This window comes from Arthrobacter sp. ok362, from assembly GCF_900102785.1.
Taxonomy (GTDB): Bacteria; Actinomycetota; Actinomycetes; order Actinomycetales; family Micrococcaceae; genus Arthrobacter.
Genome location: NZ_FNGC01000001.1, coordinates 276899 through 288991 on the forward strand (window position 1 = coordinate 276899; position 12093 = coordinate 288991).

The following is a 12093-nucleotide window of genomic DNA, read 5'->3' on the forward strand; positions in this document are numbered from 1 at the left end:
GGATCGGACGCCGAAAATCCCCGGCGTGTCCGGCCGACCCGCCGGACATGCCGGCCAAAGGTGGGAGTTTCCGCGGAGGTATTTGAGTCAACAGGGGCGGGAGCCTCGGTGCGCTTTCCTCGGTAGGATTCAAGCATGGAAGCCGTGCAGGAAACCCCGGACCGTCCGCCCCTGGACCTGAGTGCCCTCAGCGATGCGGCGTTCCTGTCCGCCAACGGAATTCCGCGCCTGACGGTGGTCGAGTCCACCGGCTCCACCAATGCCGATCTACTCCACGGTGTGACCGAGGATCCCGCGGCCTGGCCGGATCTGTCGGTGCTGACCGCCGAGTACCAAAGCGCCGCGCGCGGCCGGCTCGACCGCCACTGGGAGGCGCCGGCCCGCAGCTCCGTCTCCGTCTCGCTCGTGCTCCGACCGGTCAACGCGTCCGGCCGCCCGCTGCCGACCCACCGCTACTCCTGGCTCTCCCTCCTGGCCGCCCTCGCCTTGCGTGAGGCCCTGACGGAAACGGCTGGCCTTCCGGCGGAACTCAAATGGCCCAACGACGTCCTGGTGCGGGGCCGGAAGATTGCAGGCATCCTGGCCCAGCTCGGCCCGCTCGGCGGCGCCGGCACGCCGCCGGTCATTCTCGGCACCGGCCTGAACGTCACCCTGACCGAGCCCGAACTTCCAGTCCCCACCGCAACGTCCGTGTTGCTGGAAAATCCGGACACCGTGGACCGGACGGAACTCCTGAAGAGCTATCTGTCCCGCTTCGCCACCCTCTACCGGAGTTTCTGCAACGCCGACGGCGACCCCACTGCCGGCATGGCCGGCGGCCCGTCACTGCACAAGAGGGTGGAACACCTGCTAACGACCCTCGGCAAGCAGGTCCGTGCCCAGCTCCCCGGAGACCACGAGATCATTGGCCACGCCACCCGCCTGGACGAATACGGTTCGCTCCTGGTGGTCGACGCCTCGGGCCATGAACATGTGGTGACCGCCGGCGACGTCGTGCACCTGAGGCCGTGGACCCCGGCCGGGAGCGGCGGGCAGGGCGACGGCGGAGCAGAAAGCGGTTATGCGTAGAGTGCTCCTGCCGGGAGAGCAAGTGATTGTGGTGACCCGGCCCCAGCCCAGGATGCTCATTGTCCCGGCGCTGATGTTCATTGTTGTTCCGGCGTTGGCCGCCTACGCCTGCGCCTGGGTCCTTAAGGGCGGTCCAGCGCGGCTCATCCCCCTCATCCCCAAGGAATGGACGCCCTGGCTGGTCGCCGTGTGCCTGGCGCTGGCGGCGTGGGTGCTGCTGGGCTATTGCCTCCCGCGGGTCATTGCGTGGCACGCCACCCGCTACGTCCTGACCAGCCAGCGCTTAGTTACCCGCTACGGCATGTTACGGCGGCGCGATGAACAGGTCCCGCTCGCCGCCGTCCGCCACGTGGCCATTGAGCAATCGTTGTTGCAGCGCCTATTGCGCTCCGGGAATATATCCTTGGAGACCGGGTACCCCGTTGGAATGGTGGTTCCCGATGTCCCGGAGGTCGCGACATTCCGTAACTTCATGCTGGACGCCATCGGCGATCTCCCCAGGGACGAGGTGTTCAGAGCCGATGGCATGACCTACAACCCGGGCGAGGCCTGGCCGTGGGAGACGAGAGAAGGTGGAAGAGATGAACGCTGAGAACGTCCACCAGGACATCGACCTCGCCGCCCCGGATTTGCCCCGGGACCCCGAGGACATCGCCGGCCCGGTTGCGCCCGACGGCGGTACCGGGTCCGCCTTCGACCCTGAAGCCGGCGCGCCCATCGAACCCGCCGCCGAGCCCGCACCCGAATTCGAACCCGCCGAACTCGAACCTGACCCGGAACCTGCGGCTCCGGAACCTGCCGCCCCGCACACTGGAACGATGTCCGCCGAACGGCTCGCGGCCAAGGCCCTCGAAGCCCGGCTGCTGGGCGGCGAACGTAAACTCAGGCGCCGTGAAATCGCCGCCGGCGCCGGACTCTCGCTGCTCTCTGCCCGGAAACTCTGGCGCGCCCTCGGCTTTCCCAACCTCGGGGATGAAGATGTTGCCTTCACCGAGCGCGACCAGTCCGCTCTGTCCACCATCGTGGACCTGGTGCGTGACGGCAAGCTCACCGAGGAAGCCGCCATATCCATCACCCGCGCCATCGGCCAGATGACCGACCGGATGGTCGTGTGGCAGATCGAGGCCCTGGTGGAGGACATGGTCCAGGAACACGGCGTGCCGGACGCCGTCGCGCGCAAGCGGCTCGTCAGCGAGCTGCCGAGCCTCATTGACGCCCTCGAGGAAATGCTCGTCTATTCCTGGCGCCGGCAGCTCAACGCCGGTGTGCAGCGCCTGGCCGTCCGGGCCGAGGCCGGACTGCAGTCCAGCGAAGAGGGCCGCGAAGGCGACGAGGACGATTCGCCGCTGCCGTTGGCCCGGGCCGTTGGCTTCGCCGACCTCGTGTCCTACACCAGCCTGTCCCGCCGGATGAACGAGAAAACCCTCGCCCAGCTGGTGCAGCGCTTCGAGAACAAATGCGCCGAAATCATCTCCGTCGGCGGCGGCCGGCTGGTCAAGACCGTCGGCGACGAAGTCCTCTACATTGCCGAGACCCCCGCGGCCGGCGCCGAGATTTCCCTGGCCCTGTGCCGCGCCTTCACCGAGGACGAAATCCTGCCCCAAGCCCGCGTGGCCATGGTCTGGGGCCGCATCCTCTCCCGCCTCGGCGACATCTACGGACCCACCGTCAACCTCGCCGCCCGCCTGACGGCCCTCGCGGACCCGGGAACCGTGCTGGTGGATTCGATGACCGCGGCCGCGCTGGAGCCGGACGAACGCTTCGTCCTGGTGCCGCGCCCGGCCCAGGACGTCCGCGGGTTCGGTGAAATCCACCCGGTGCAGCTGCAGCCCGGCAGCGGCCGGGGCCTGATCCTGGACTGAGCTGCAGATCAGCCCGGCGGTAGACCGTGGCGGGCTTCTCAGTTGTGCGGCGCATATGCAATAGTCGGACCGGCAGTTGCCTATCTGCCGGGTTTGTGACCGCCGTGAACCCTCGCGCACCACTGCAGCCGCGCACCACTTTATTGAGGACCGCCATGAACCCAACGCCAGACGCCCCCTTCCCGCCGTCGGACGGGAAACGGGGACCTCGCCTGCGCTGCGGGTACGGCACGGACCGGGGACTGCGCCGCGAGGCGAACGAGGATTCCTTCATTGCCGCAGACCCCGTCTTCGCCGTGGCGGATGGCATGGGCGGGCACGAGGCGGGCGAAGTTGCCAGCGGCATCTGCGTGCGCACCCTGGCCGAGCTGCCACAGTTCAAGACCGGCAGCCGGGACGCGACGGCGGACATCCTCCAGGAGTACCTGCTCATGGCTGACGCGGGCATCCGTCACGCCACCGGATCCCGCGCCGGAACCACCCTGTCGGGCGTCGTCGTGGTGGAACAGCTGAACGTTCCGTACTGGCTGGTCCTCAACATCGGTGATTCACGCACCTACCGGTACAGCCACGGCCAGCTCGCCCAGATCAGCGTGGACCATTCCGAGGTACAGGAACTCCTTGACACCGGCCAGATCAGCGAAGCCGAGGCTGCTGTGTATCCGCGCAGGCACGTCGTGACGCGAGCATTGGGAACCGGAGACGACTCCGAGGCCGATTACTGGCTGCTTCCCCTGGAGGACGGCGACAGGATCCTGGTCTGCTCCGACGGTCTCAACGGGGAACTGAGCGATGAGCAGATAGCCGGCATCCTTGCGGCCGAGGCGGACCCTCAGGCGGCCGTGGACGAACTGATCCAGGCGGCGTTGCGCAGTGGCGGCCGGGACAACATCACGGCGATCGTTGTCGACGCCCGGACTGCCAGCGAGGATGCGCCCGCCTGACCGGCCCCGAACCCGGACGCTGGACCGGACAATGTCGTGGATCTAGGGCAGGATAGGTCTGTGAGCACAGGGAAGACCGCAGCAGAGACCGAAAAAGCAGCCGAAGAAGCCCCCGGGCACGCCACGGATCCTCAACGTCCAGACGGGGAGCAGGTCCCGTCCGGGGACGTCCGCGCGGAGTATGAGGACCTTGTCGAAGAGGTTCGCAAACACCGCTTTGCGTACTACCAGGAGGACGCTCCGATCATCTCCGACGCCGAGTTCGACGAGCTCTACCGGCGGCTGGAAACCATCGAAGCCATGCATCCGGAACTGGTGGCAAACGATTCGCCCACGCAGGAAGTCGGCGGCGAGGTGTCGGCGGCGTTTACCGCCGTCCAACACCTGCAGCGCATGTACAGCCTGGAAGATGTCTTCTCGCTCGGGGAGCTTGAGGCCTGGATGGTGAAGGCCGAGGCAGGCGTCGCCAAGCTCGGCAACGGCGGCAACCCGCCGTCGTGGCTCACCGAACTGAAGATCGACGGCCTGGCCGTCAACCTGCTCTACCGCGACGGGGCGCTGGTCCGGGCCGCCACCCGCGGCGACGGCACCACCGGCGAGGACATCACGCACAACGTCCTGACCATCAAGGAGATCCCGCAGCAGCTCAGCGGCACCGGCTTCCCGGCGGAGATGGAAGTCCGCGGCGAAGTCTTCATCCCGTCCCAGGCCTTCGCCGAATTTAACGAGGCCCTGATCGAGGCCGGCAAAGCGCCGCTGGCCAACCCGCGCAACGCCGCCGCCGGTTCGCTGCGGCAGAAGGACCCCGCCGAAACCGCCAAGCGTCCGCTGCGGATGTACGTCCACGGCATCGGCGTCCGCGAGGGACTCGAAACTGCCAGCCAGTCGGAGACCTACCGCAAGCTCGGCGAGTGGGGACTGCCCACGAGCCCCTACTTCGAGGTCCTCGCCGGACTGGCCGACGTCCTGGACTTCATCAAACGCTACGGCGACCAGCGGCACAGCCTCACCCACGAGATCGACGGCATTGTGATCAAGGTGGACGACTTCGCCACACAGCGGGCCCTGGGCTACACCACCCGGGTGCCGCGCTGGGCCGTGGCCTACAAGTACCCGCCTGAAGAGGTCCACACCAAGCTGCTCGACATCGCCGTCAACGTCGGCCGCACCGGCCGGGTCACCCCGTACGGCGTGATGGAACCGGTCAAGGTTGCCGGCTCCACCGTGGAAATGGCCACCCTGCACAACCAGGAAGTGGTCAAGGCCAAGGGCGTGAAGATCGGCGACATCGTGGTGTTGCGGAAGGCCGGAGACGTGATTCCGGAAATTGTGGGCCCGGTCCTGGCGCTCCGTGACGCCCAGGACCCGCCCGTCCGCGACTTCGTCATGCCCACGGAATGCCCCGCCTGCGGCACGCCGTTGGCCCCCGGGAAGGAAGGGGACGTGGACATCCGCTGCCCCAACTCCCGGTCCTGCCCGGCGCAGCTGCGCGAACGCGTCTTCCACCTCGCCGGCCGCGGCGCCTTCGACATCGAGGCCCTCGGCTGGGAAGCCGCCATCGCACTGACCCAGCCCGCCGAGCCCGCAACGCCGCCGCTGACCACCGAGGCGACACTGTTCGACCTCACTCCGGAGCAGCTCGCCGACGTCCGCGTCCGCCGCGAGAAGCGCTCCAAGGGCGTGGGCACGGGGGAATTCGAACTGGTGCCCTACTTCTACACCAAAGCCACCACCAAGACCCCCTCCAAGCCCACGGCCACCACCGACAAGCTCTTCCGGGAACTGGAGAAAGCGAAGTCCCAGCCGCTGTGGCGGGTCCTCGTGGCCCTGTCCATCCGGCACGTCGGTCCCCGGGCCTCGCGTGCCCTCGCCACCGCGTTCGGCAACATGGACGCCATCCGCGGGGCCTCCGAGGAGGAACTCGCCAGCGTCGACGGCGTGGGTCCGGTCATCGCCCAGGCTCTGACTGAATGGTTCGCCGAGGACTGGCACCGCGACATCGTGGACCGCTGGGCGGACGCCGGCGTCCGGATGGCCGACGAACGGGACGAGTCCACGCCCAGAACCCTGGAGGGGCTGACCGTGGTGGTCACCGGAAGCCTCGAGGGCTTCAGCCGCGACGAGGCCAAGGAAGCCATCCTGATCCGCGGCGGCAAGGCGGCCGGTTCGGTCTCGAAGAACACCAGCTACGTGGTGGCGGGCGAGAACGCCGGCACCAAACTGGACAAGGCCGAACAGCTCGGCGTCCCGGTCCTGGATGAGGACGGCTTCCGGGCGCTGCTAACGAACGGGCCGGCCGGCAGCGTTGCGGCCGGCGCGGACGGCGCTGCGGACGGCGCGGACAGCATCCAGGACTCGGACGATGACGGCGAGGCCCTCGGCGTCGATGCTGCGGCGGCCGAATGAGCGCCCACCCGGGCGTCCCTCCCGAGTCCGCACCCGGCATTCCGGCGTTGCTGGAACTGGCCAAATCGGCCGCGGCGGCGGGAGCCGCCGTCCTGGCCACCCGCGAAACCGCCGCCCTGGACGTCAGCAACAAGGGCGACTCAGGAGACTGGGTGACGGCCTTTGACCTCGCCGCCGAAGCCGCCGTCCGGGACGTCATCACCGCCGCCCGGCCGCAGGACATCACCACGGGGGAGGAGGGCGGCACCGTCGTGCCGGCGGAGCCCAGCGGCTACCGCTGGTCCATCGACCCGCTCGACGGCACCACCAATTTCATCCGCAACATCGTCTACTACGCCACCTCCGTGGCGGTGGCGGACCCCGACGGCGTCTGGCTGGCCGGCGTCGTCAGCGCACCGGCGCTGGGGCGCACCTACTACGCGTCCCGCGGCGAGGGGGCCTGGCTCCAGGAACAGGGCCGGCTGACCGCCCTGTACGGCCCGGTCCCCGGACGGGCCGGCCAGATCCTGGCCACAGGCCTCAGCTACGATCCCGACGTGCGGGCGGAAGAGGCCGCCGGCCTGGGCGCCCTGTTGGACGGCTTCGCCGACATGCGCCGGCTGGGCTCGGCGGCGCTGGATTTGTGCCTCGTGGCGGACGGCACCCTTGACGCCTACGGTGAGCGGGGGCTCAACGAACACGACTTCGCGGCCGGGGCCTTGATCGCCGAGGAGGCAGGCTGCTGGGTGCGCCGGCCGAGGCTCACCAGCCCCCTGGCCGGCGGCCCTTCCGACGACGAGCGCCTGGCGGCATGGACGTGCGCCGGACCGCTGGAACTCTCCGGCAAGTTCCCCCTCTAACCTCGCTTCCCAGGCCGGCTCCTGGCCTGAGTGCCCATACCCTGATTGATAGTTCAGTCACGGAAACGGCCCTTCCGGCCCAGACCCGGGTCAACCGCCCGTACCATTGACAGGTGCCTTCGCAGATCCTCATTCGCCCCGCCGTTCCGGCCGACTACGACGCCATAGCGCGCATCACCCGGGACGCCTACCTGGCGGCGGGCTACTTTGAGAGCGCTGACCATCCGTACATGCGGCAGATCCAGAACGTCGAACAGCGTGCGGCGGACGCGACGGTCTGGGTCGCGGAACGGGACGGCCGGATCCTGGGCTCGGTGACGCTGGCGGTCGAGGGCGAGCCCTACGCGGACATCGCCCAAAGCGACGAGCTCGAGTTCCGCATGCTCGTGGTGGACCCGTCCGTCCAGCGCAGCGGTGCCGGCAAAGCCATGGTCCAGGCCATCATCGACCACGCCAGGTCCCTGCCCAAAATCCACGCCGTGGCCCTCACCACGGGTGAGAGCTGGGAAAGTGCCCACGGCCTCTACAGGAAGACCGGCTTCCTGCGGGCGCCGGAGCGCGACTGGCTGGTGCCGGGCACGGACATCAAACTGCTCGTTTACCGCCAGGAGCTCTAGCCAGGGCAGTGGCCCCCTGGGAACAGGCCCTCGGCTAGGTCGAACTCGTCGCCCAGAAGAGCGCCCGGTAGAAACCCTCTCAGGGGGCCGCCGGGACTCTGGCGAAACGGCCGGACGTGGGGTATGACTGGCGCATGAAGAGGGCGCAAGGCAGGGGCCCGACCCAGGTTCCCCTCATCGGCCAGTTCCGCTCCTATGACCGCACGTGGCTGCGCAGCGACCTGATTGCCGGCGTCACGGTCGCGGCCCTGATCGTTCCGAAGAATCTGGGATACGCAGGAATTGCGGGGATCCCGCTGCAGAACGGCCTGTATGCGGCCGCCGCCGGCGCCATCGTATACGCGATCTTCGGCACGTGCCGGCAGATCTCGATGGGGCCGAGCTCGGGCCTGGCGGCTGTGGCCGCGAGTGCCGTGCTCGCGGCAGGCATCACCGGCGACCAGGATGTCGCCTCCTTCGTTGCCGGAATCACCCTTGCCTCCGGAATCCTGTTCCTGCTTCTTGCCGTTTTCAAGATGGGCTGGATTGCGCAGTTTCTCTCGAAGGCCGTGGTCACCGGCTTCCTTTTCGGCGCGGCGATCGACGTCGTCATCGGGGAGCTTCCCAAGCTCACCGGGACCGAGGTCACCGGCTCCAACCCGATCCAGGAACTGCGGTCCTGGCTGGGCACCCTGGGCGAGGCGCAGCCGACCACGGTGGTGGTGGGCGCCGTCGCGCTGGCCGTCGTCTTCGGACTGAAAGCCATCGCGCCTTCGGTCCCCGGCGCCCTGGTCCTGGTGGTGGGCGGTTTGCTGGCTTCAGCGCTGTTCGATCTCGGGGCCAAAGGGGTGGCACTGGTGGGCGAAGTGCCCAGCGGGCTGCCCTCGCTTCAGGTCCCGGACGGGCAGCTGATGTGGGACCACGTGGGCACCGTGGCCCTCGCGGCAGTGGCGCTGGTCCTGATCGGCTTCTCCCAGACCGCCGGGGACGCGAGGGCCTTCGCTGCCAAGCACCGCTACCAGATCGACATCAACCAGGAATCGGTTGCCCAGTCACTGGCCAACATCACCGCAGGACTCTTCAAGGGGATGCCTGTCTCAACGAGCCTGTCAGCGAGTTCGCTGAACGACCACTCCGGGGCGAAGACCGGCCTTGCCTCCCTCACTTCGGGGGTCACAGTCCTGTTGACCCTGCTCTTCCTGGCGCCGCTGTTCTCGATCCTGCCGAAGCCTGTGCTGGCGGCGCTGATCATCGAGGCCGTGGTCATGGGCATGATGAACGTGCCCGAGCTGCGGCGGCTTGCCCGGGTGCAGAGGTTCGACTTCTGGATTGCGGTCGCCGCGATCGTCGGCACCCTCATCTTCGGCGTGCTCGCCGGAGTCGTGATCGGGATCGGCCTCTCGCTCGTCTGGCTCGTCCGGGTGGCCACCCACCCGCAGATGCCGTCCCTCGGCCGCGAGCCGGGCACCCAGGTCTTCCGGGAAACCGGTGAGCACCCCGGCGACGAGACCGTTCCCGGCATCGCCGTGATCCGCTTCGACGGCGGCCTCTTCTTCGCCACCGCCGACGCACTGGAGGACCGTCTGCGCGAGGTCATCCAGTCCACGCCGGGGCTCACCGGGATTGTGCTCGACTGCGGCGGGATCAACTTCGTCGACTCCCAAGGGGCAGCAAAGATGGCGGACATCGCGCGCCTCGCCCGCGAGTCGGACGTCAACCTGCGCCTGACCCGGCTCAAGCCCGCGGTTCGGGCGGTCCTGGAGCGCGACGGCGTGATCGAGCGCATCGGCGCGGAGATGATCCACGGGAACATCCACCGGGCCGTGCAGGCGGAGCAGGCGGCGGCCCAGAAGCGGACCGACGGCGCCTAGCGGCCCGTTCCGGCCGGGATCCCGTAGCGGTGCTCGGGCCGCCCGGTGGTGCCGTAGCGCAGCTGGATGTCGACGGCGCCGTCGTCCGCCAGCGCGGACAGATACCGCTGGGCGGTGGCCCGGGACACGCCTACACGGGCGGCGACGTCGGCGGCCGAATACTGCTCCCCGGGAACCAGGGATTCGAGCACCGCGGCCTCGGTGGCCGAGCGGGGCCGCGCGGAAGCGACGACGTCGCCCGGGATCAGGGCGCGCTTGGCGCGTTCCACCGTCTCCTGGTTGACGGATCCCGGCTGCGCCAGGATCCGTCGGTAGCGTGCATAGGAGCGCAGCTGCTGGGAGAGGGCTTCGGCGGTGAAGGGCTTGAGCAGGTAGCCCAGTGCCCCGCGGCGGAACGCGAGGCGCAGAGAGGCCGTGTCCGAGGCCGCGCTGAGGATCACGGTGTCCACGTCCAGTTGGTGCAGCAGGTCCAGGCCCGACGCGTCCGGCAGGTAGACATCCAGCAGCACCAGGTCCGGGCGCAGGCTGTGGATGGCCTGCAGCGCCAGCGACGCCGAACCGGCCGGCGGCAGCGCCAGGAACCCGGCCACCGAATCCACGTAGGCGGCATGCAGCTTGGCGACGTGGAAATCATCATCGACAATCAGCACCCTCAAATCCTCAGACATCGTTGTCCTCTCCGCGTGCCTCAGTGGATCCCGGTTCAGTGGTTCCCGGTTCAGTGGCTCCCAGTTCAGTGTTTCCCGGCAGCGTTGGCCCCGGTTCGGTGGTTCCGGGCAGGGTGGCGACGAACACGGCGCCGGGGCCGCCGGGGGAGCCCGCTTCCAGCAACCGCACGTCTCCGCCGCGGCGGCGCGCGAACTGCCGGGACAACGCCAGCCCCAAGCCTTGCCCGGCACCCGTCCGCGCCGGCCGATCCGAGGTCGTATAGCCTTCCGCGAAGACCGCTTCGGCCTCCGCGGCTGTCATTCCGGCGCCCAGGCCGTCGCCGGAATCCGCGACCACAATGTGAAGTGTGCCGGCACCGCCATTGATGCCCGGTTCGTCCAGCACTTCCACTTCCACCCAGCGCTCGGCGGCAGAACCGGCGACGGCGGCGTTCACGGCGTTGTCGATCAAATTCCCCAAGACGGTGGTGACGTCCTGCGGCTCGGTGACGTGGCCGCGGACCACTGATTCCGGGCCGAGGCGCAGGCTCACACCGCGCTCGTCCGCCTCGACGCCCTTGGCACCCAGGAAGGCCTGCAGGTAGGGATCCTGGAGCAGCTCGGCCTGGTCCACCGGGAACGCCAGCGGCCCGGTGCCGGCCAGTTTGGCGAGGTAGTCCTGGGCCTGCTGGGACTGGCCGATGCTCATAAAGCCAGCGATCGTGTGCAACTGGTTGGCGAACTCGTGGCGCTGCGCCCGCAAGGCCGCGGACATGGTGCCGACGGCGTCGAGCTGGCGGGTGAGCTGCTGCAGCTCGGTCCGGTCCCGGAGCATCACCACCCAGCCCAGGTCCTCGCGGCGATGCAGGGCCTTGCGGGCGCTCGCCACCAGGACCCGGCCGCCGGCCACGAGTTCGACCGCCTCACCTTCCGCTGCGTCGGTCCGGGTCAGGGCCTTCAGCTGTGCTGGCACCGGCGCGGTTGCCCAGGTGCTGCCCGCGAGGTCGGGAACGTCGAGCAGCCGCTGGGCAGCGGCATTGAAAACACTGACCCTGCCGTCGGCCGCAACGCCGATCACGCCGTCGTCGACTCCCTGCAACACGGCCACCTGGTCGTGCACCAGAGTGCTGATCTCCTCGGGCTCCAGCCCGAGCGTCAGCCGGTGGAGCCGCCGCCGCAGCAGGAACGAGGCCAGCACCCCGGCCAGCAACGCCCCGGCGGCCGTGGCGGCGATGGGGATGATGTCCCGGGCCAGGCTTTGGCTGATCGTTTCGGTGGAGTACCCCACGCTCACCTCACCCACCACCGCTCCGGAGTCCGGGGCGTACACCGGGACCTTGGCACCGGCGGACGGTCCCAGCGTGCCCGTGTTGCGCGTGGTGACTTCCCTGCCGGCGAGGGCCTCCGAGGGGTCGGTACTGACCTTTTCGCCGAGCCGTTCCGCGTCCGGGTGTGCCAGCCGGATACCGGTCTCGTCCGTGATGACCACGAACAGGGCCCCGGTGCGGGTGCGGGCACTCTCCGCGACAGCCATCAACGGACCGGACAACAGCTTGGCCGCCGGGGGAGCGACGGGAAGGGCGCTGATGGACTGGACCTGTGCCCGCACGGACGGGTCCGACGCCACTGTCCGGGCCAGGGTCAGCGCCTGGTTCTCCGCCTCGCGGCCCAGCCGGTCGTAGGTCAGCCAGGCGTGCACGGCGCTGCTCAGGAGCACCACCAGCGCCACGACGCCGAGTTGCAGCAACAGCGTCTGGGTCGAAAAGCGCAGGGCCGGCAGAGCTGTGCGGCGCTTCATCGGGTTCCTGCCTGGGGTTAGTACGGTGGTGAGCAAAATGCGCAAAATGCATCCAATAAGCA

General features: G+C 68.8%; 10 protein-coding genes. 8 read left to right on the plus strand and 2 right to left on the minus strand.

Translation table 11 applies throughout. The features are described from left to right. Positions 1 to 135 precede the first annotated feature (135 nt). The 8 genes from BLQ10_RS01155 to BLQ10_RS01190 all read left to right on the plus strand — a co-directional run bounded on the left by BLQ10_RS01155 (position 136) and on the right by BLQ10_RS01190 (position 9586). Positions 136 to 1068 (plus strand): biotin--[acetyl-CoA-carboxylase] ligase, encoded by a 933-nt coding sequence (locus BLQ10_RS01155; RefSeq protein ID WP_091557328.1) that lies wholly within the window; start codon positions 136 to 138, stop codon positions 1066 to 1068. Continuing rightward, a complete protein-coding gene (locus tag BLQ10_RS01160) occupies positions 1061 to 1660 on the plus strand; it encodes a PH domain-containing protein (protein ID WP_091557330.1) in 600 nt (199 codons plus the stop codon). The genes BLQ10_RS01155 and BLQ10_RS01160 overlap by 8 nt, the downstream gene beginning before the upstream one ends. Then, complete coding sequence (locus tag BLQ10_RS01165; RefSeq protein ID WP_091557332.1) at positions 1650 to 2930, plus strand: adenylate/guanylate cyclase domain-containing protein; 1281 nt, start codon at positions 1650 to 1652, stop codon at positions 2928 to 2930. The genes BLQ10_RS01160 and BLQ10_RS01165 overlap by 11 nt, the downstream gene beginning before the upstream one ends. A gap of 155 nt (positions 2931 to 3085) precedes the next feature. After that, complete coding sequence (locus BLQ10_RS01170; RefSeq protein WP_091557334.1) at positions 3086 to 3874, plus strand: PP2C family protein-serine/threonine phosphatase; 789 nt, start codon at positions 3086 to 3088, stop codon at positions 3872 to 3874. Between the two features lie 60 nt (positions 3875 to 3934). Next, positions 3935 to 6280, plus strand: coding sequence for an NAD-dependent DNA ligase LigA (gene ligA, locus BLQ10_RS01175; protein WP_091557336.1), 2346 nt, complete (start codon positions 3935 to 3937; stop codon positions 6278 to 6280). Then, positions 6277 to 7119 (plus strand): inositol monophosphatase family protein, encoded by an 843-nt coding sequence (locus BLQ10_RS01180; protein ID WP_091557338.1) that lies wholly within the window; start codon positions 6277 to 6279, stop codon positions 7117 to 7119. Before ligA ends, BLQ10_RS01180 begins: the two co-directional genes overlap by 4 nt. A 113-nt stretch (positions 7120 to 7232) precedes the next feature. Continuing rightward, positions 7233 to 7736, plus strand: a complete 504-nt coding sequence (locus BLQ10_RS01185) for a GNAT family N-acetyltransferase (RefSeq protein ID WP_091557340.1) — start codon at positions 7233 to 7235, stop codon at positions 7734 to 7736. 134 nt (positions 7737 to 7870) lie between these two features. Then, positions 7871 to 9586 (plus strand): SulP family inorganic anion transporter, encoded by a 1716-nt coding sequence (locus BLQ10_RS01190; protein ID WP_091557343.1) that lies wholly within the window; start codon positions 7871 to 7873, stop codon positions 9584 to 9586. Here BLQ10_RS01190 and BLQ10_RS01195 read toward each other — a convergent pair. Then, on the minus strand, positions 9583 to 10254 hold the full coding sequence (locus BLQ10_RS01195; protein ID WP_091557346.1) for a response regulator: 672 nt from the start codon (positions 10252 to 10254) through the stop codon (positions 9583 to 9585). The two genes, BLQ10_RS01190 and BLQ10_RS01195, sit on opposite strands and share 4 nt — an antisense overlap. Beyond that, the gene (locus BLQ10_RS01200) at positions 10247 to 12031 is read right to left on the minus strand and encodes a sensor histidine kinase (RefSeq protein ID WP_091557349.1); all 1785 of its coding nucleotides are present in this window, start codon (positions 12029 to 12031) and stop codon (positions 10247 to 10249) included. The genes BLQ10_RS01195 and BLQ10_RS01200 overlap by 8 nt, the downstream gene beginning before the upstream one ends. Positions 12032 to 12093: the final 62 nt, after the last annotated feature.